This is a genomic window from Salmonella sp. 741265055_HSA (assembly GCF_046569525.1).
In the GTDB taxonomy this organism is placed as follows: domain Bacteria; phylum Pseudomonadota; class Gammaproteobacteria; order Enterobacterales; family Enterobacteriaceae; genus Salmonella; species Salmonella enterica.
This window is the reverse complement of sequence record NZ_JBKFSQ010000046.1, coordinates 1-19536: the sequence shown is the minus strand read 5'-3', so window position 1 is coordinate 19536 and position 19536 is coordinate 1. Positions and strand designations below refer to the sequence as shown.

The window sequence follows — 19536 nt, the reverse complement described above, 5'->3', positions numbered from 1 at the left end:
TGCCGATTATATTGCCAATCAAACGCCGGTTCACCTATGAAAAGGCGTTTACGGTTTCCGTAATCTCGTAAAAGCAGTACAGTGCTGTGTAATAAAATTACAACGATATCCTGGCTAAAGTACCAGGAGATTAACTGAGGAGAATGACATGGCGGTAACGCAAACAGCCCAGGCATGTGACCTGGTCATTTTCGGCGCGAAAGGCGACCTGGCGCGCCGGAAACTGCTGCCTTCCCTGTATCAGCTTGAGAAAGCCGGCCAGATCCATCCGGATACCCGGATCATTGGGGTGGGGCGCGCGGACTGGGATAAAGAAGCTTATACCCACGTCGTGCGTGAGGCGCTGGAAACCTTCATGAAGGAAAAAATTGATGAAGGCTTGTGGGATACGCTGAGCGGCCGTCTGGATTTTTGTAATCTTGACGTTAACGATACGCCTGCGTTCAGTCGCCTGGGCGATATGCTGGATCAAAAAAACCGCACCACCATTAACTATTTTGCGATGCCGCCCAGCACGTTTGGCGCTATTTGCAAAGGGTTAGGGGAGGCTAAACTCAACGCCAAACCGGCGCGTGTCGTGATGGAGAAACCGTTGGGTACTTCGCTGGCGACCTCGCGTGAGATTAACGATCGGGTCGGCGAATACTTTGAAGAGTGCCAGGTGTATCGTATCGACCACTATCTGGGCAAAGAAACGGTTCTCAACCTGCTGGCGCTGCGTTTTGCCAACTCGTTATTCGTTAATAACTGGGATAACCGCACTATCGATCACGTTGAGATTACCGTAGCGGAAGAGGTGGGGATTGAAGGGCGCTGGGGATACTTTGACCAGGCCGGTCAGATGCGCGATATGATCCAGAACCACTTGCTGCAAATTCTCTGCATGATTGCCATGTCACCGCCGTCTGACCTGAGCGCCGACAGTATTCGCGATGAAAAAGTAAAAGTGTTGAAATCGCTGCGCCGGATTGATCGCTCCAACGTGCGTGAAAAAACGGTTCGTGGTCAATACACCGCGGGCTTTGCGCAGGGGCAAAAGGTGCCGGGCTATCTGGAAGAAGAGGGCGCGAATAAAAGCAGCAACACCGAAACTTTCGTCGCGATCCGCGTCGACATCGATAACTGGCGTTGGGCGGGCGTGCCATTCTATCTGCGCACCGGCAAGCGTCTGCCAACCAAGTGCTCTGAAGTCGTGGTTTATTTCAAGACGCCTGAACTGAACCTCTTTAAAGAGTCCTGGCAAGACCTGCCGCAGAACAAATTGACGATTCGCCTGCAGCCGGATGAAGGCGTAGATATTCAGGTGCTTAACAAAGTACCGGGGCTGGATCATAAGCATAATCTGCAGATCACGAAGCTTGATCTGAGCTACTCCGAAACCTTTAATCAGACGCACCTGGCGGATGCATATGAGCGCCTGCTGCTGGAAACGATGCGTGGCATTCAGGCGCTGTTTGTCCGCCGTGACGAAGTGGAAGAAGCCTGGAAGTGGGTGGACTCCATTACCGAAGCATGGGCGATGGACAACGACGCGCCGAAGCCGTATCAGGCGGGCACCTGGGGACCGGTAGCGTCCGTGGCGATGATTACCCGTGACGGTCGTTCGTGGAATGAGTTTGAGTAAATTTACCACTCACTCTTAGGTGGTATTTTACCGGTAACATGATCTAACACAGATTGTAGAATCATTTTTGCACTTTTAAGCCTCGTGTGGATTCACCTGCGAGGCTTTTTTTATTACACTGCCTGAAACGATTTTGCCCCATTATCCCCGGACATCATGTATTTCACTGTCTTTCCACATTGATGAAACGCATGGTAAACCCGGTAGCCGGACAGATAAATTTCAGGAGCCTCTATGAATCCTAATTTGTTACGCGTAACACAGCGCATTGTCGAACGCTCGCAGCAGACCCGAAAAGCCTATCTTGCCCGCATTGAGCAGGCGAAAACCGCCACGGTCCACCGATCTCAACTGGCCTGCGGCAACCTGGCGCATGGCTTCGCCGCCTGTCAGCCAGAGGACAAAGCCTCGCTGAAAAGTATGTTGCGCAATAATATCGCCATCATTACCTCCTACAATGACATGCTCTCTGCGCATCAACCGTATGAACATTATCCGCAGATTATTCGTCAGGCCCTGCATTCCGTGAATGCGGTAGGTCAGGTCGCAGGCGGCGTACCGGCAATGTGCGATGGCGTTACGCAAGGGCAGGATGGCATGGAGTTGTCATTACTCAGCCGCGAAGTGATAGCGATGTCGGCAGCAGTAGGCCTTTCTCACAATATGTTTGACGGCGCGTTATTCCTCGGCGTATGCGACAAAATTGTTCCGGGGCTGGCGATGGCCGCGCTCTCTTTTGGTCATTTACCCGCGATTTTTGTTCCGTCAGGCCCGATGGCGAGCGGCCTGCCGAATAAAGAAAAAGTCCGTATTCGTCAGCTATATGCGGAAGGAAAAGTAGACAGAATGGCGCTGCTGGAGTCGGAAGCCGCCTCTTACCATGCGCCGGGCACCTGTACATTTTACGGCACCGCCAACACCAACCAGATGGTGGTGGAGTTTATGGGAATGCAGTTGCCGGGTTCCTCGTTTGTGCATCCGGATGCGCCGCTGCGCGAGGCATTGACTGCCGCTGCCGCACGTCAGGTAACACGTCTTACCGGCAACGGCAATACGTGGATGCCGCTCGGTAAAATGATCGACGAAAAAGTCGTGGTGAACGGCATTGTCGCGCTGCTGGCTACCGGCGGTTCCACCAACCACACCATGCATCTGGTTGCAATGGCGCGCGCGGCGGGCATTCTGATCAACTGGGATGACTTCTCGGATTTGTCGGAAGTGGTTCCGTTGATGGCGCGTCTGTACCCGAACGGTCCGGCGGACATTAACCACTTCCAGGCGGCGGGCGGCGTACCGGTATTGATGCGTGAGCTGCTCAATGCCGGATTGCTGCACGAAGACGTTAATACTGTCGCAGGCTTCGGCCTGAAACGCTATACGCTGGAGCCCTGGCTCAACAACGGCGAGCTGGACTGGCGTGAAGGCGCGGAAAGGTCACTGGATAACGATGTCATTGCCTCTTTTGATAAGCCGTTCTCTCCTCACGGCGGTACTAAGGTGCTAAGCGGTAATCTGGGGCGCGCAGTAATGAAGACGTCTGCGGTACCGGTTGAAAACCAGATCGTTGAAGCGCCTGCCATGGTATTTGAAAGTCAGCATGATGTGCTGCCTGCGTTTGACGCGGGCCTGCTTGACCGGGATTGTGTCGTTGTCGTGCGTCATCAGGGACCAAAAGCGAATGGAATGCCAGAATTACATAAACTCATGCCGCCACTTGGTGTATTATTGGACCGCCGTTTCAAAATCGCGTTAGTTACTGATGGACGACTTTCAGGCGCTTCGGGTAAAGTGCCTTCAGCTATCCACGTAACGCCGGAAGCCTACGATGGCGGCTTACTGGCAAAAGTGCGCGATGGCGACATCATTCGCGTGAATGGGCAGACAGGTGAGTTAACTCTGCTGGTCGACGAGGCGGAACTTGCCGCTCGTCAGCCTCATATTCCGGACCTGAGCGCGTCGCGCGTCGGAACGGGGCGTGAGTTGTTTGGCGCGCTGCGCGAAAAGCTGTCGGGTGCGGAGCAGGGCGCAACCTGTATCACTTTTTAAGATGACACACTAGTAATCAGGCGAGAGAAGAATTCCGATGAAAAACTGGAAAACAAGTGCAGAAGCAATCCTGACCACCGGCCCGGTTGTCCCGGTCATTGTAGTCAATAAACTGGAGCACGCGGTGCCGATGGCTAAAGCGCTGGTGGCCGGGGGCGTTCGCGTTCTGGAAGTGACTTTACGTACGGCCTGCGCGATGGATGCTATTCGCGCTATCGCTAAAGACGTGCCGGAAGCGATTGTCGGCGCCGGAACCGTTCTCAATCCGCAGCAGTTGGCGGAGGTGACGGAAGCGGGCGCGCAGTTTGCGATTAGCCCGGGACTGACTGAGCCACTGCTGAAAGCCGCGACGGCAGGCACTATCCCATTGATTCCCGGTATTAGCACCGTTTCTGAACTGATGTTGGGCATGGACTATGGTCTGAAAGAGTTCAAATTCTTCCCGGCGGAAGCGAATGGCGGCACTAAAGCGTTGCAGGCGATTGCCGGTCCGTTCTCTCAGGTACGTTTCTGCCCAACCGGCGGCATCTCTCCGGCAAACTATCGTGACTATCTGGCGCTGAAAAGCGTGTTGTGCATCGGCGGTTCCTGGCTGGTGCCGGCCGACGCGCTGGAAGCGGGTGATTACGATCGCATCACCAAACTGGCGCGCGAAGCGGTAGAAGGCGCGAAGCAGTAAGCCGTTAAATGCCCGATGGCGCTTGCTTATCGGGCTTACGAGTGGCGATCTGGCAGGTCTGATAAAAATGCGCTAACGTCGCCATCAGGCGATGGCGCATTAGCCTTTTACCGTCACGCGGCTGGCGGCTTTTTTCGCTCTTATCACCGCTTCTTCAACGTTTTCACCTGTCGCTAACGCTACACCAAGACGACGGGTGCCGTCGATCTCAGGCTTACCAAACAGCCGTACCTGCACTCCGGCCCCTACCGCCGCGTGTACATTATCAAACGTCACATTTTGACTGGTAAGCTGCGGCAGAATCACGGCCGAGGCAGCGGGACCATACTGGCGAATAGCGCCTACGGGCATTCCCAGAAAGGCGCGCACATGCAGCGCAAACTCAGAGAGATCCTGAGAAATCAACGTGACCATTCCGGTATCGTGCGGGCGAGGGGAGACTTCGCTGAAAATGACTTCATCGCCACAGACGAAGAGTTCAACGCCGAACAGGCCATGACCGCCTAACGCCAGTACCACATGACGGGCAATCTCTTGCGCCCGCTTCAGCGCCAGTTCGCTCATCTGCTGTGGCTGCCAGGATTCGCGATAGTCACCATCTTGCTGACGATGACCGACCGGCGCGCAGAAATGCACGCCATCGACGGCGCTAACGGTGAGCAGCGTAATTTCAAAATCAAATTTAACCACGCCTTCCACAATCACGCGACCCGCGCCAGCGCGTCCGCCCTGTTGAGCATACTCCCATGCCTGCGCGAGCTGTTCGGCCGAGCGGATAAAGCTCTGGCCTTTGCCGGAAGAGCTCATGACCGGTTTGACGATGCAAGGAAAACCCACTGCGGCTACCGCATCATGAAAACTGGCCTCACTGTCGGCAAAGCGATACGTCGATGTCGGCAGACCTAATTCTTCTGCGGCCAGGCGACGGATCCCTTCGCGGTTCATCGTGAGCTGCGTTGCACGAGCGCAAGGCACGACATTCAGTCCTTCGCCCTCCAGTTCACGCAGCGTATCGGTGGCGATCGCTTCTATTTCCGGCACGATATAATGCGGTTTTTCCTCTGTAATCACATGACGTAGCGCCTCGCCGTCCAGCATATTAATGACGTGTGAACGGTGAGCCACATGCATGGCGGGAGCATCAGGATAGCGATCGACGGCGATAACCTCGATCCCCAGGCGTTGGCATTCAATCGCCACCTCTTTTCCCAATTCTCCTGCCCCTAATAACATCACCCGCGTTGCTGCCGGACGCAGCGCAGTGCCTAATAGCGTCATATTTCTGTCCCCTTATTTACCTGCGCGCAGTATATACGAAAACGTTTGCGTATGTCTTTTCGAATAGATTGCTTTTCTTGCCGCCTTGCAATATACTGTATATAAATACAGGTGAATAAGAGGCTGCAAAATGGCGGTTGAAGTTAAATACGTAGTCATTCGCGAGGGTGAGGAGAAGATGTCATTTACCAGTAAAAAGGAAGCCGACGCCTGGGACAAAATGCTCGATACTGCCGATCTTCTTGATACCTGGCTTGGGCAGTCGCCAGTCGTGCTGGAAGATGGGCAGCGCGAGGCGTTGTCGCTGTGGCTGGCGGAACATAAAGAGGTGTTAAGCACTATCCTCAAAACCGGTAAGTTGCCTTCTCCGCAGGCGGTTGAAAAGGACGCCGCGAGTAAAACGAAAAAGCAAGCCGCCTGAACCCATACTTGCGCTCCCGGCGTTTTGTACCATGCTTTTCCTGAATCATTGTGCTAAGGAGAAAAGTATGAATAAAAGAGGAGCGTTGTTGAGCCTGCTGTTGTTATCCGCCAGCGTATCGGCATTTGCGGCATCCACCGAGAGTAAATCGGTTAAGTTTCCGCAGTGCGAAGGGCTGGATGCCGCCGGGATTGCGGCAAGCGTGAAGCGCGACTACCAGCAAAATCGTATCGTGCGGTGGGCAGACGACCAAAAAAAGGTCGGGCAGGCTGACCCGGTCGCGTGGGTTAATGTGCAGGACGTTGTGGGTCAAAATGATAAATGGACAGTTCCGCTAACTGTTCGCGGTAAAAGCGCCGATATTCATTATCAGGTCATCGTTGATTGCAAAGCCGGCAAGGCGGAATATAAGCCCCGCTAGCAGCGTAATTTGCGCTTCTTTTGCCGGAACAGACAATTCCTGACATCCCCTCAGGTACGCTTGACCATTATTGGTCTGTATTTGAGGGGTACTATGGCTAACTGGTTGAACCAATTACAATCACTTCTTGGGCAAAAAGGCGCTTCTGCATCGCCTTCCGGTGAACAGGGGTTAAATAAACTGCTGGTTCCCGGCGCGCTGGGCGGTCTGGCTGGACTGTTGGTCGCCAATAAGTCTTCGCGCAAATTATTAACCAAATACGGTACTGGCGCTTTGCTGGTGGGCGGCGGCGCGGTGGCGGGTTCCGTATTGTGGAATAAGTACAAAGATAAAGTACGCGCTGCGCATCAGGGGGAGCCGCAATTCGGCAGCCAAAGTACGCCGCTGGATGTTCGCACTGAGCGACTGATCCTGGCGCTGGTTTTTGCTGCAAAAAGCGATGGGCATATTGATGCCAAAGAACGCGCGGCGATTGAGCACCAACTGCGAGAATCAGGTGTGGAAGAGCAAGGGCGTGTGTTTATCGAGAAAGCTATTGAGCAGCCGCTTGATCCACAACGTCTGGCACAGGGTGTTCGCAATGAAGAAGAAGCCCTGGAAATCTACTTCCTGAGCTGCGCCGCCATTGATATTGACCACTTTATGGAACGTAGCTATCTGAATGCGTTAGGAGACGCACTAAAAATTCCTCAGGAGGTTCGGGACGGTATCGAGCAGGACTTGCAGCAGCAAAAACAGGCGCTACCAGGCTGATAACCTGCCATTAAGTAACATGTTTCGCTTGCATCATGCGTGTCTTTTGCCACCCTTATAGGATGGATAGTTTACGTCATTCATGTTGCAGGATAGCGGCGAAGCAGTGACATCTCAGGCGCTTACCGAGGTGAGCGACCGGGACTACCATGCTACGCCGCTGTGTTTGCCGCGTGATATATAACAAATATTAACGCAAAAGAAAAAACGACATGTTGCCAAAAGCCAATCGAATTCCCTATGCCATGACCGTACATGGCGATACGCGCATTGATAATTATTACTGGCTGCGAGATGACACTCGCTCGCAGCCGGAAGTCCTTGATTACCTGCATCAGGAAAATGAGTATGGCCGGAAGGTCATGTCCTCTCAGCAGGCGTTACAGGACCGCATTCTAAAAGAAATTATCGATCGTATCCCGCCCAGAGAAGTTTCCGCTCCGTATGTGAAAAACGGCTATCGCTACCGTTATATCTATGAACCCGGCTGCGAATATGCCATCTATCAACGACAATCGGCGTTAAGCGAAGAGTGGGATGTGTGGGAAACCTTGCTCGATGCGAACCAGCGGGCCGCGCACAGCGAATTTTATACGCTCGGCGGACTTGCCATTACGCCGGATAATACCATCATGGCGCTGGCGGAAGATTATTTATCCCGTCGTCAGTATGGGTTGCGTTTTCGTAACCTCGAAAGCGGTAACTGGTATCCGGAACTGCTGGATAACGTTGCGCCTGAATTTGTCTGGGCCAATGATTCCCTGACCCTTTACTATGTGCGTAAGCATAAGAAGACGCTGCTGCCCTATCAGGTTTGGCGGCACACGATTGGCACTCCGTCATCGCAAGATGAACTGGTATATGAAGAGAAAGACGATACCTTTTATGTCAGCCTGCATAAAACCACTTCGCAGCATTATGTGGTGATTCATCTTGCCAGCGCCACCACTAGCGAAGTGCTGTTACTTGACGCGGAACTGGCCGATGCCGAGCCGTTTTCATTTTTACCGCGCCGCAAAGACCATGAATATAGTCTCGATCACTATCAACATAAGTTTTACCTGCGTTCTAACCGGAACGGTAAAAACTTTGGGTTGTACCGTACCCGCGTGCGCAATGAAAACGCCTGGGAAGAGCTGATCCCTCCGCGCGAGCAAATTATGCTGGAAGGGTTTACCCTGTTTACCGACTGGTTAGTGGTCGAAGAGCGTCAACGGGGGCTTACCAGCCTGCGGCAAATTAACCGTAAAACCCGTGAAGTGATAGGCATTGCCTTTGACGATCCGGCTTACGTGACGTGGCTTGCCTATAATCCCGAACCTGAGACCTCCCGGCTGCGTTACGGCTATTCTTCAATGACGACGCCAGATACCTTGTTTGAACTGGATATGGATACCGGAGAGCGACGGGTACTTAAACAGACGGAAGTGCCTGGGTTTGATTCTGGCTGTTATCAGAGCGAACACCTGTGGATCACCGCACGCGACGGCGTCGAAGTGCCGGTATCGCTGGTTTATCATCAGAAGTATTTTCGTAAAGGGCAAAATCCGCTTCTGGTTTACGGCTACGGATCTTACGGTTCCAGTATTGACGCCGACTTCAGCAGCAGCCGACTGAGCTTGCTGGATCGTGGCTTTGTTTACGCAATCGTACACGTTCGCGGCGGCGGTGAGCTGGGGCAGCAGTGGTATGAAGATGGCAAATTCCTCAAAAAGCGGAATACTTTTAATGATTATCTTGATGCCTGCGATGCCTTATTAAAACTGGGTTACGGTTCGCCGTCGCTGTGTTATGGGATGGGCGGGAGCGCGGGCGGAATGCTAATGGGCGTCGCTATCAACGAACGCCCCGAGCTTTTCCACGGCGTTATTGCCCAGGTACCCTTTGTTGATGTATTAACCACGATGCTGGATGAGTCGATCCCACTAACGACAGGAGAGTTTGAAGAGTGGGGGAACCCGCAGGATATTGAGTATTATGACTATATGAAAAGCTATAGTCCTTATGACAATGTCAAAGCGCAGGACTATCCGCACCTGCTGGTGACGACAGGATTGCACGATTCCCAGGTGCAATACTGGGAACCGGCGAAGTGGGTGGCAAAATTACGCGAGCTAAAAACGGACCAACGTCTGCTGCTGTTATGTACGGATATGGACTCCGGGCACGGTGGTAAGTCGGGGCGGTTTAAATCCTACGAAGGCGTCGCGCTGGAGTTCGCCTTTTTAATCGGCCTGGCGCAGGGAACCTTACATAGCGCATAGACGCGCGCGCCCGCAACGGCTTGTGAGCGTCGCGGGTTATTGTGGTGTTCTATTGCTGCGTTGCTCGCCAGCCTGAACATCTTCCAGGTAGTGTTTAAGCGTCAGGCGAAGTTCCGGGCTCATATTATCAAGGTTATTAAAAAGCCAGCGTAAATAGCCCGGATCGCGTTTTGCGACTTCAGATACCGCCTTACCGCGGTATTTACCGAACGAGAAAGTGGTTAACAGCGCAGGACGGCCCGTGATATTGACCATCTCTTCCGCGGTCCAGCCGGTGGTTCGCATAATATCAATCAGCAAGGCGGCGGTGATATAGCAATCATAAAGCGCCCGGTGATGATGCAGCCCCGGTGGCGTTTGTACGCTTAGTTTGCGCGATTTATAGAGCGCCATATTGCTGTATTTTATTCCCGGCCACAGGCGTCGCGACAACTTCATGGTACAGATCCACTCACCCGGCAATTCAGGTAATACGCGTCTGTCGAAACTGGCATTGTGAGCGACATACCACTCACTACCGTAATAAAGCGGTATGACATCTTCAATCCACGGCTTATCGGCGACCATGGCTTCGGTAATACGGTGTATCGCCATCGCCTGCGGCGTAATAGGGCGATCGGGGCGTATCAGGTGACTCATGGGATTGACAATGTTGCCATCAATGACATCTACAGAGGCTATCTCTACGATCCCGCCCTGCAGCCCGCAGGTTTCCGTGTCTATAATCCGCAACATGATTCATTCCTCACCGAAAGACCTTAGCGTAATGGAATGATATCGCCTTGCCAACCCTCCGTTGTGCGCAGACCCGTCAGTAATAGCGAACCGCAATCGGCACGAACAATAAGTTGCCCGCTTTCATCCCACAGCGCGCTACTGCCACAGGCATTGGCCATCAGTACGGCCAGCGCATATTTATGCGAAAAACGTTGTAAGCGTGAGGTAGAAGCATGGAGTTCAGGTTCGTTAAGACATTGACTGGTTGTGAATAACGTAAATGAGGGATCTATATCACCACCTTCTGGCTGCTCATCCACCACGTTGATAGCGCTTCGCTGCCTGGCAATACAGGCGCCATGACTTTTGTGAAACATGAGCGGCGACGCTAGCCATGGGGCAAAAATAGCGATGCCTTTTACGAAGCGGCAGTTATGCTCAACAGGCATACCCACAATGATAGTCATATGGTGGGTATCGGCCGCATGAGTGAGCGGCTGTAAAAGCGCCTCGTCAGGCGGGGCGGGCAACGATTTATTCCTTTCGTCGCAGCCTAATAGCGACAGTGACGGAAAGACCAGCAGTTCGCACTGTTGACGAGCCGCAAGCTCAATATATTCCAGATGATGGGCGACATGCTCCGCCGGCGAGGCGTTCAGGGGCGCATACTGCGCAGCAGCAATTTTCCAGGAGGACATAATGACTTCCTTTTCATAGTCTCTACAGCCATTCTAAAAAGCATAGGTTAAGAATCGCCTTATAATGTAGTCGTCTGCATGTAAGGAAGTGTAACGTTATATAATTTTTATTTAACTTTGGGTTCGTAAGGGAGTCGGGATAGTGATACGGAAGCCAGACGATGGGCAATCAGCCGCTCGCGAAACCAGGCGCGTAGATGCTCTGGCTGCTCACGTTCGACCACCTCCGCGACAACTGGCATATTGTAGCGCTCTTTAAATGCCACCCCGGCTGCCGCCAGGTCCACATTGACTTTATCCATTTCCGCTTGTTCAAGCTGAGCCAGATTCGTTTTCATACGCGTCTCCTTTTTTGTTGCCGCCAGAAGGTACTAAGAGTCCGCGGTAATGGCAAGATGGAAATGATGATCCTCGACTCATTGATTGTTGAAGGTTATTCTTTGTAACGTAGGTATAACAAAAAGGAATAGTGAATATGGCTTCTTCTGCACCATCGCGACGTTTAGCTTTACTGCTGCTGGCATCGACATTTGCGACGCCAGCGGCCTGGGCACATGCGCACCTGACGCATCAGTATCCAGCGGCGAATGCTGCCGTTACGGCCTCGCCACAGGCGCTGACCCTGAATTTTTCTGAAGGGATTGAGCCAGGATTCAGCGGCGCAACCATTACTGGCCCTCAGCAAGAGCTCATCAAAACGCGCCCGGCAAAGCGAAATGAACAGGATAAAACGCAGTTGATTATCCCGCTTGAGCAGCCGTTAAAATCTGGCGCTTACACGGTAGGCTGGCACGTTGTGTCGGTGGATGGCCATAAAACAAAAGGGAAATACACCTTCAGCGTGAAATAAATGATGCTGACATTCGTCTGGATAACTCTCCGATTTATTCATTTTGCTAGTTTGATGCTGGTCTACGGCTGCGCGCTTTACGGCGCCTGGCTGGCACCCGCACCAATTCGTCGTTTAATGACGCGTCGATTTTTACATCTGCAACGACATGCCGCCGCCTGGAGCGTTATCAGCGCGGCTTTTATGCTGGCGATTCAGGGCGGACTGATGGGCGGCGGCTGGCCCGATGTTTTTTCCGTCTCGGTGTGGGGCGCGGTACTGCAAACCCGCTTTGGCGCGGTCTGGATATGGCAAATTATCCTCGCGCTGGTCACGCTGGCGGTGGTAGTCATTGCGCCGGTAAAAATGCAACGACGGCTTCTTATTCTAACCGTTGCTCAGTTTATCCTGCTGGCAGGCGTTGGACATGCGACGATGCGCGATGGTGTAGCGGGAACATTACAGCAGATTAACCATGCTCTGCATTTGCTCTGTGCCGCAGCCTGGTTTGGCGGGCTGTTACCAGTGGTTTATTGTATGCGCATGGCTCAGGGACGCTGGCGTCAACATGCCATTAGCGCCATGATGCGTTTTTCTCGTTATGGTCACTTTTTTGTGGCGGGCGTATTGCTCACAGGCATTGGCAACACGCTATTTATCACGGGATTTACCGCTATCTGGCAGACCACCTATGGACAGTTGCTTTTGTTAAAATGTGCGCTGGTCGTGCTTATGGTAGCAATTGCGCTGACGAATCGGTATGTTCTCGTACCACGTATGCGACAGGAAAATCCCCGGACTGACCTATGGTTTGTCAGGATGACGCAAATTGAATGGGGAGTTGGAGGCATAGTTCTGGCGATCGTCAGCCTGTTTGCAACCCTCGAACCTTTCTGATGGACTGGCATAACGAATGAAAAAAATACTCCTTCCGGCGCTTCTGCTGGCCACTTCGGGCGTAGCGTTGGCGGCGCCGCAGGTGATTACCGTAAGTCGTTTTGAAGTAGGAAAAGACAAGTGGGCGTTTAATCGGGAAGAGGTCATGTTGACCTGTCGGCCTGGCCAGGCGCTTTATGCGATCAACCCCAGTACGCTGGTGCAGTATCCCTTGAATGCCATTGCCGAACAGCAAGTAGCGGAGGGTAAAACGCGCGCTCAGCCTATTGCCGTCATTCAAATCGATAACCCGGCGAAGCCCGGTGAAAAAATGAGTCTGGCGCCGTTTATCGAACGTGCGGAAAAGCTTTGTGATCCATCTAATAACTGACTGATTTTTAATAAAAACCGTAAACCTTCACGAAAAGGCTTACGGTTTTTTTAGCTCTGATGACAGACAAAACGCCAGGTTTTTTCAATCACCTTCGTCACAAACTGGAAAACCTGGCGTCGTCATCTATTCTTAAAGGGCAAGGCGATTTAGCCTGCATTAATGCCAACTTTTAGCGCACGGCTCTCTCCCAAGAGCCATTTCCCTGGGCCGAATACAGGAATCGTATTCGGTCTCTTTTTATTTTCCTTGCAAATCAAACAATTAAAAACGCTTGTCCGAAATTTGTCCGAATTTCTGTATTCGCTCTTTTTTCTTTATATCACAACAAAATCTGATTTAACATTTTTAAAACAAAAAATTAGAGCATCATGTATGCCTTTTCGTCTCGCTCATCAAGGTATATTTTGTTGTGTTCTCGGAAGTATGCCCCAGGAGTTTCTGAGCAAACCCTTCCCCGTAAGCATCTTTATACAGTCGTCCGGATAAGCTGCGGATCTCGTGAAACGGCGGTGGGTTTTCACTGAAATTTATTCCGGTCAATTTGAGACTGTAATTTAAATTGTGGTTTCTTGCACCGTGGCATTTTCTGCTTCGCCCTATACTATTTGCTTAGTCTTGCGGAGGTGTGAATGAAAGAAGGGTATTACTGGATTCAGCATAACGGTGTTTTCAGGTGACATACTATATGAACGACATAGTTGACGATCTGGAATTAGGACAGCTTATTGTCGGTGTCTGGCACCTGACAAGGGGCGATGATATCTGCCATAGCGGCGAAGCAGAAGTGCTGTCGGGGCCGTTATCACCACCAGCTTAGATATTGAAATATGCTCAGACAAGCCCGCTACAGTCACCAGCGGACTGAAGGCGGTTTACCCGGCCCCGTCCGAGGAGGCGGCGCTGATGGCGCTGGATGCGTTCGCAGACGCGTGGGATAATAAGTATCCGCAAATCAGCAAAAGCTGGCGTACGCACTGGGAAAAACTGAACACATTCTTCGGCTACCCGCAAGGCCATCTACACCACGAATGCCATAGAATCGCTGAACAGCGTGATCCGTGCCGCGATTAAGAAACGCAAAGTGTTCCCGATGGACGACTCGGTGCGGAAGGTTATTTATCTGGCAATCAAGGAGGCGTCAAAAAAATGGAGTATGCCGATCCAGAACTGGCGGCTGGCGATGAGTCGTTTTATTATCGAGCTCAGGTGACCGCCTGAGCGTTGAGGGATCCCCATAAATCAGCGCTAATAAACCAACACCATATTCTGGTAGGTTCTGGCGAGGTGATTAAGAACGGTGCTTAGCACCGTTCAGACTGCTGACAAAATCCGGGCTTTTCAGCCAGGACTTTGTCAGTAGTCTGAGCACTATTGTGCTCAGTGTTGCCAGTAGGCTCAGTACCAGTACTCTTCCTGCCGAACGGCTGTAGCTGGCACGCAGGCCGAACCCAAAACGCTCACTTTTTTCATCCCTGAAGTTTTGCTCAATCTGCATTCGGCGACTGTATAACTTCATGATTTCTCGCGGCTTAAAGTTGTTTGTGCTACTGAATATTAACCACGGTTCTTTTGCCGCCGAGCGGGCATCTTTTATCTGTGATGGTCTGGCTATACCACAGCGAGAGCGTTTATTTTTCCGTCCTTTCGGTTCTTTTTTATGCAAATAAAAATGACCATCGCATCGGGTATATTTTGATCGGGCAAGCATTCCCGGCCCCAGATATTCCGGTTTAGTACTGGCCTGCAATTCCTGACGCCGGAACCAGTATTCCCCCTTGCTGTCCAAACGCATCCGGACATTGCCTCTGATGCGTCCGATAAAATCCCAGCCGAGAGATTTTATGTGCCGGAACCAGTCATTTTGGAACCCTGCGTCCGTGACGATGATGACCCTTGCTTTTGGGTTTACCGCCTCGAAAAGAGTATTAAGAAAAGCTTGCTGTACCTTTGCGTTTTGCTGCTTTTCCGAAGGAGCTATCCAGCTCAGCAAGGGTAGCGAACGTCCATCGCAAATCAGGCTGGCACGGAGTACGTGATACTCCTGAGAGGGATACCCGCTCCAGTCAACAGCGATGACGCACAGTGATAGTCGGTTCGTCAGCATGGAAATAATATTTCTGAAAATCAGGGGGATATCGTGATGAAGAGACACATTACCGAGCAAACGATCAACACGTTTTGTTTTATTTTTGACCTGAGCAGTACCTGGTAAATAACGTCCGATACTGGTCAGCGTCAGAGATGCGCCATTGATAAGTGCGATGGTGGCATCCAGCAAAGCATTTTGTCGATATTTGTGAAACGGAGCTAAAGCGCCGCAGAAAAAATTTTGACATACCTGGCGAGCAAACATAGAGGTGATCTCATTGAATTGGTTACACAAATCAGTAGATCACAAAACTCTATGTCTGTCTTTTTTTACCCGCCCATTACTGGGGATTCCTCAGTGCCTGAGCGATCACCTTTAATACAGTGGCAGTTACACAGAATTACGGACAAGCTCGAACCTTGCATTTCTCTGGGCGCAATACAAACGGTGTGCTGGTTATTCGCCAGGATATACTGTGTTCTGTCATCGTTCTGTTTAATTCCAATATCGCTATCACAGTATTAAATATTAATATTTTATGCTGTGATTATTCATTGTGAATGTAAATGATTTTAAAACAACATGAATAAAATTTTGTACTTAATGGTATTTGCTCTATTTTTAGAGCATAAATTATGTAATTGTTCAGTCAATAAATAAAATTTACATGCTAAGAGTTTACATCTCTAATCGAAATTTTTTAGAGAGTTTAAATGGCTGCGGGTTTGTGTAAGTCAAGTCCGCATAAAATGGAGTTGATTTATAATGTTGCTTTAGGCTCGCTTTGTGTTGTTTTTATTTTTATCACTTGTTTCGGTTGCGTTAATAACTATATTGAAATGTAAGAAATGCAATGTAAATGAACAGGCAATAAGCTATCTCTTTCAGGCAGATTTTTCTGACCAGCAGAATGTTTATGTTTCTGTGTTGGACAGATGCTACTGGTGTTCATGAACACCATAATTAACAAGAGTAATCTTAAGGAATGGCTATGAAAAAAGAAGCATTAGTACTTATCTTATCTGCAGGTATTTTTGCCATAAATACTGCACAGGCAGATACCAACTCACTTACTGCTGGGTACTCACAAGGTAAAATGAACGCTGGTGGGAATATCCGTGGAGTGAACGTTAAGTATCATTATCAGGGGGATTTTCCTGTAGGGATTATCACCTCTTTAACTTACATGTATGGCAATGACAGCTCTTCTGGAACTGATGAGGATACCGGAGAAACCTACCATAATAAGTCGAATGTAAAATATGGCTCGTTAATGGTTGGCCCGACTTATCAAGTGACTGACTCTTTTTCTTTATATGCACTGGTAGGGGCTGCAATGCTTAAAGCAAGAGATAAGGAAAACGGTACCTGGGAGGATGGTAGTCCATACGCGGTCTCAGCGTCAGCCAATGAAAAAGCGCTGGCATGGGGAGCCGGTGTACAAATGAATCCCACAAAGAATTTTGTTATTGATGTGGGATATGAAGGAAGCCGTGAGCTCTTGACAAAAATTAATGGATTTAATATCGGTGTTGGATATCGCTTCTGAACCTCATAATTTATGCGGAAGATGTGTCTTCCGCATAAATTCATTATATGGTAACTTTTTTCAGGACATAATAAGCGGAGCTGATGATGAGAAAGCGCAGCTTGATGAGTGGAAAAAGTATTGTGCTTGAGTAAACTGTGTGAAGCCATCTAACTAAACCTGCCTGACCTGAACAGCCAGCCAGGATTTTATCATTTATCAAGAAAAACCAGGCCTTATTTATAGTAAATATGATAAAGACCTATTTATCATGGCTGATTATGTTTACCGATTAGTCTATTAAACCTGGAGTCAGTAACCTCTGCAGATTTTAAACCAGTCTGAAGGCATGGGTACTCCGCCAGGCCAAAGATCATGTAAATAGACCCATTTTAGTCCCATGCTTTTTTTGAGATCCCGGCCAAATAATGGTGCTGTCGGTATTCCTCCGGTGTCATATTGTTCAGTGACTCATGCGGGCGTTCACAGTTATATTCTGATAACCATTTCTCCGTGATTTCCCGCACTTCATTCAGCGTTCTGAACAGATAAAAATCGAGTATTTCTGTACGGTATGTCCGGTTAAAACGTTTAATAAAAGCGTTCTGCGTCGGCTTACCCGGCTGGATAAACTCCAGTTTTACTGCATGTCTGTCTGCCCATTCAGCCAGCGTCAGAGAGATAAATTCCGGACCATTATCCATTCGCAGCATGACCGGATAGCCACGGTTTGCCGCGATCCTGTCGAGTACACGGACCACTCGCGGAGCTGGCAGATTCAGATCGATTTCAATCAACAACGCCTCACGGTTAAAGTCATCAACGACATTGAACGTGCGAAAACGACGGCCACAGACCTGGGCATCATGCATAAAATCGACAGACCAGCTCTGGTTCAGTGCTTCCGGCGTGGCCAGTGGTGAGGGGTTACGCACCGGCAACTGTTGTTTGCCCTTACGGCGAAAATTCAGCTTCAGCAGACAGTAAATATGGTGGAGCCTTTTGTGATTCCACGGGTATCCCTGCCGTCGCAGAACCTGGTAAAGCTTCGGAAAACCGTATCGTGGGTATCGTTCAGCCGCTGCCTGCAGGGCGGCAATAACGGGTTCATCACGCGTGGTATCCGGGCGGTAATGGTAAACCGTTCTGCTCAGATTCAGACTCCGGCAGGCCTGACGGATACTGAGTCCGAATGTCGTTATCAGATGAGTGACCAGCTCACGCTTAAAGGCTGGTTTTAAAGCTTTTTTCGATAACGTCTTTCTGCGCCCGGTTCTCAAGGTTTAGATCGGCAAACATCTGTTTGAGACGGCGGTTCTCATCCTCAAGAGCCTTGATCTTTTTAATATCAGAAGCCTCCATACCGCCGTATCTGGACTTCCAGTTGTACCAGGTGGCCAAATTTACTGTGCCACTACAACGATCAAAACTCACGCCAAAATGTTGTTTTTTTGAGTTATGGTGTTATCCGTATGTGACATATTAGACAAAAACAGTATTATGATTTAATCAAAATAATTCATAATAGTAATCAGCGAAAAAGAAATTATGCTTCCAGTCACCAACAGATTAATATCTCAAAGCAGAGTATCCACATATGGATTAAATACCGCAGATACACCTGTTTTCCCCGATATTCCCGAACATGCACAAAACCCCTCACAGCTACGCCTTGCTCATGACAGCCTTGCCATAAACAGTGAATTCCGTCTGGAGCCAGAGTGTGTGGTGGAGTACCTTATCTCAGGCGCGGGTGGAATAGACCCTGATACAGAAATTGATGACGACACTTATGACGAATGCTACGGTGAACTATCCTCCGTACTTCAAAATGCGTACACCCAAAGCGAAACATTCCGCAGACTGATGAATTACGCATATGAAAAAGAACTACATAATGTGGAGCAGCGCTGGCTACTGGGGGCAGGCGAAGCCTTTGAAACTACCGTGACTCCGGAAGACCTCAAGCTTTCAGAAGGCAGGAAAGTCATTTGTCTCAATCTGGACGATACTGATGATGATTCATATCCCGAGTATTATGAAAGTAACGAAGGACCACAACGTTTTGACACAAAACGTTCATTTATTCATGAAGTTGCACATGCGCTGACCCATCTTCAGGATGAAGAAGAAAATCATCCAAGAGGCCCTATTGTCGAATATACCAACATTATTCTGAAAGAGATGGGGCATTCTTCACCTCCAAGAATGGCCTACATCTTCAATAAATAGATACATCAGGAAACGAAAAAACAACTAAAAACCCGCTTAGTAGCGCTGAGGAATCCCCAGTAATGGGCGGGTGAAAAAAGACAGGCATAGAGTTTTGTGATCTACTGATTGTGCAACCAATTCAATGAGATCTCCTCTATGCCTGCTTATCAAGTATGTCAGAATTTCTTCCAGGATGCCTTAGCTCCGTTTCACAAATACCGACAAAATGCCCTGCTGGATGCCACTGTTGCACTAATTAATGGCGCATCGCTGACGCTGACCAGTATCGGTCGTTATTTACCCGGAACTGCTCAGGTCAAAAATAAAATCAAACGCGTTGATCGTCTGCTCGGCAATGAATCACTTCATCGTGATATTCCTTTGATTTTTAATAATATTATTTCGATGCTGACACGCCAGTTATCCCTGTGCGTCATTGCTGTTGACTGGAGTGGCTACCCGTCTCAGGAGTATCACGTACTCCGTGCCAGCCTGATTTGCGACGGGCGTTCGCTCCCGTTATTGAGCTGGATCGTTCCCTCAGAAAAACAGCAGAACGCAAAGATCCAAAAAGCGTTTCTTGATGCGCTTGCCGAAGCGGTAAACCCGAAGTCCAGAGTACTTATCGTCACTGATGCTGGCTTCCAGAATGGTAAGCGTACAGCGCGAACCGTCTGGTCATAATCTGATGTATCCGACAAAGTG

17 protein-coding genes and 6 pseudogenes are annotated in these 19536 nt (G+C 50.0%); 15 read left to right on the top strand and 8 right to left on the bottom strand.

Annotated elements, in window-relative coordinates:
- Nucleotides 1–148 precede the first annotated feature (148 nt).
- The 3 genes from zwf to kdgA all read left to right on the top strand — a co-directional run bounded on the left by zwf (nt 149) and on the right by kdgA (nt 4349).
- Nucleotides 149–1624 carry a glucose-6-phosphate dehydrogenase gene (gene zwf, locus ACLD4K_RS19575; protein ID WP_000301711.1) on the top strand — a complete coding sequence of 492 codons (1476 nt, stop codon included), beginning with the start codon at nt 149–151 and terminating at the stop codon, nt 1622–1624.
- A gap of 234 nt (nt 1625–1858) precedes the next feature.
- Nucleotides 1859–3670, top strand: coding sequence for a phosphogluconate dehydratase (gene edd / locus ACLD4K_RS19570; protein ID WP_061371938.1), 1812 nt, complete (start codon nt 1859–1861; stop codon nt 3668–3670).
- Nucleotides 3671–3707: 37 nt separating this feature from the next.
- Nucleotides 3708–4349 (top strand): bifunctional 4-hydroxy-2-oxoglutarate aldolase/2-dehydro-3-deoxy-phosphogluconate aldolase, encoded by a 642-nt coding sequence (gene kdgA / locus ACLD4K_RS19565; RefSeq protein WP_000800494.1) that lies wholly within the window; start codon nt 3708–3710, stop codon nt 4347–4349.
- Between the two features lie 99 nt (nt 4350–4448).
- On the opposite strand, the gene purT is transcribed toward kdgA, so the two are convergent.
- Nucleotides 4449–5627 (bottom strand): formate-dependent phosphoribosylglycinamide formyltransferase, encoded by a 1179-nt coding sequence (gene purT, locus ACLD4K_RS19560; RefSeq protein ID WP_000173430.1) that lies wholly within the window; start codon nt 5625–5627, stop codon nt 4449–4451.
- A gap of 130 nt (nt 5628–5757) precedes the next feature.
- On the opposite strand from purT, the gene yebG reads away from it, so the two are divergent.
- The 4 genes from yebG (at nt 5758) to ptrB (ending at nt 9486) form a co-directional block, all read left to right on the top strand.
- Nucleotides 5758–6048, top strand: coding sequence for a DNA damage-inducible protein YebG (gene yebG, locus ACLD4K_RS19555; protein ID WP_001579458.1), 291 nt, complete (start codon nt 5758–5760; stop codon nt 6046–6048).
- Nucleotides 6049–6115: 67 nt separating this feature from the next.
- A complete protein-coding gene (gene yebF, locus ACLD4K_RS19550) occupies nt 6116–6469 on the top strand; it encodes a protein YebF (RefSeq protein ID WP_001042123.1) in 354 nt (117 codons plus the stop codon).
- 93 nt (nt 6470–6562) lie between these two features.
- The gene (locus ACLD4K_RS19545; RefSeq protein WP_000024707.1) at nt 6563–7222 is read left to right on the top strand and encodes a tellurite resistance TerB family protein; all 660 of its coding nucleotides are present in this window, start codon (nt 6563–6565) and stop codon (nt 7220–7222) included.
- A gap of 212 nt (nt 7223–7434) precedes the next feature.
- Nucleotides 7435–9486 (top strand): oligopeptidase B, encoded by a 2052-nt coding sequence (gene ptrB / locus ACLD4K_RS19540; RefSeq protein WP_411012359.1) that lies wholly within the window; start codon nt 7435–7437, stop codon nt 9484–9486.
- Nucleotides 9487–9522: 36 nt separating this feature from the next.
- Here ptrB and exoX read toward each other — a convergent pair whose 3' ends face one another.
- The 3 genes from exoX to ACLD4K_RS19525 all read right to left on the bottom strand — a co-directional run bounded on the left by exoX (nt 9523) and on the right by ACLD4K_RS19525 (nt 11239).
- The gene (gene exoX / locus ACLD4K_RS19535; protein WP_411012358.1) at nt 9523–10221 is read right to left on the bottom strand and encodes an exodeoxyribonuclease X; all 699 of its coding nucleotides are present in this window, start codon (nt 10219–10221) and stop codon (nt 9523–9525) included.
- Nucleotides 10222–10244: 23 nt separating this feature from the next.
- A complete protein-coding gene (locus ACLD4K_RS19530; RefSeq protein ID WP_000100256.1) occupies nt 10245–10901 on the bottom strand; it encodes a nitrilase-related carbon-nitrogen hydrolase in 657 nt (218 codons plus the stop codon).
- 107 nt (nt 10902–11008) lie between these two features.
- Nucleotides 11009–11239 (bottom strand): DNA polymerase III subunit theta, encoded by a 231-nt coding sequence (locus ACLD4K_RS19525; RefSeq protein ID WP_000856225.1) that lies wholly within the window; start codon nt 11237–11239, stop codon nt 11009–11011.
- A 137-nt stretch (nt 11240–11376) separates the two neighbouring features.
- Between ACLD4K_RS19525 and yobA the strand changes: the two genes are divergently transcribed.
- Genes yobA through ACLD4K_RS19510 form a run of 3 tightly spaced genes read left to right on the top strand, consistent with a single transcriptional unit; the run spans nt 11377 to nt 12997 of the window.
- A complete protein-coding gene (gene yobA / locus ACLD4K_RS19520; protein WP_411012357.1) occupies nt 11377–11751 on the top strand; it encodes a CopC domain-containing protein YobA in 375 nt (124 codons plus the stop codon).
- The gene (copD, locus tag ACLD4K_RS19515; RefSeq protein ID WP_000979686.1) at nt 11752–12627 is read left to right on the top strand and encodes a copper homeostasis membrane protein CopD; all 876 of its coding nucleotides are present in this window, start codon (nt 11752–11754) and stop codon (nt 12625–12627) included. It abuts the gene before it with no gap.
- 16 nt (nt 12628–12643) lie between these two features.
- A complete protein-coding gene (locus tag ACLD4K_RS19510; protein WP_350409814.1) occupies nt 12644–12997 on the top strand; it encodes a YebY family protein in 354 nt (117 codons plus the stop codon).
- 361 nt (nt 12998–13358) lie between these two features.
- On the opposite strand, the pseudogene ACLD4K_RS19505 reads toward ACLD4K_RS19510, so the two are convergent.
- Nucleotides 13359–13543 (bottom strand): annotated as a pseudogene (locus ACLD4K_RS19505) (tyrosine-type recombinase/integrase); the annotation flags it as partial.
- A gap of 86 nt (nt 13544–13629) precedes the next feature.
- Here ACLD4K_RS19505 and ACLD4K_RS19500 point away from each other — a divergent pair.
- Together ACLD4K_RS19500 and ACLD4K_RS19495 are read left to right on the top strand one after the other, a co-directional pair.
- A pseudogene (locus tag ACLD4K_RS19500) lies at nt 13630–13817 on the top strand (hypothetical protein).
- Nucleotides 13802–14210 (top strand): annotated as a pseudogene (locus ACLD4K_RS19495) (transposase). The pseudogenes ACLD4K_RS19500 and ACLD4K_RS19495 overlap by 16 nt, the downstream one beginning before the upstream one ends.
- A 35-nt stretch (nt 14211–14245) precedes the next feature.
- Here the strand turns inward: ACLD4K_RS19495 and ACLD4K_RS19490 are convergent.
- A pseudogene (locus ACLD4K_RS19490) lies at nt 14246–15353 on the bottom strand (IS4 family transposase).
- 727 nt (nt 15354–16080) lie between these two features.
- On the opposite strand from ACLD4K_RS19490, the gene ACLD4K_RS19485 reads away from it, so the two are divergent.
- Nucleotides 16081–16638 carry an Ail/Lom family outer membrane beta-barrel protein gene (locus ACLD4K_RS19485; protein ID WP_411012356.1) on the top strand — a complete coding sequence of 186 codons (558 nt, stop codon included), beginning with the start codon at nt 16081–16083 and terminating at the stop codon, nt 16636–16638.
- 291 nt (nt 16639–16929) lie between these two features.
- Here the strand turns inward: ACLD4K_RS19485 and ACLD4K_RS19480 are convergent, their stop codons facing one another.
- Together ACLD4K_RS19480 and ACLD4K_RS19475 are read right to left on the bottom strand one after the other, a co-directional pair.
- Nucleotides 16930–17019, bottom strand: a complete 90-nt coding sequence (locus ACLD4K_RS19480) for a PagK family vesicle-borne virulence factor (protein ID WP_183059757.1) — start codon at nt 17017–17019, stop codon at nt 16930–16932.
- Nucleotides 17010–18024: pseudogene (locus ACLD4K_RS19475) on the bottom strand (IS3 family transposase); the annotation flags it as partial. The gene ACLD4K_RS19480 and the pseudogene ACLD4K_RS19475, both read right to left, overlap by 10 nt.
- A 141-nt stretch (nt 18025–18165) precedes the next feature.
- Between ACLD4K_RS19475 and ACLD4K_RS19470 the strand changes: the two are divergent.
- Complete coding sequence (locus ACLD4K_RS19470; RefSeq protein ID WP_183059768.1) at nt 18166–18849, top strand: PipA/GogA/GtgA family type III secretion system effector; 684 nt, start codon at nt 18166–18168, stop codon at nt 18847–18849.
- 138 nt (nt 18850–18987) lie between these two features.
- Nucleotides 18988–19482, top strand: a pseudogene (locus ACLD4K_RS19465) (IS4/IS5 family transposase); the annotation flags it as partial.
- Nucleotides 19483–19536: the final 54 nt, after the last annotated feature.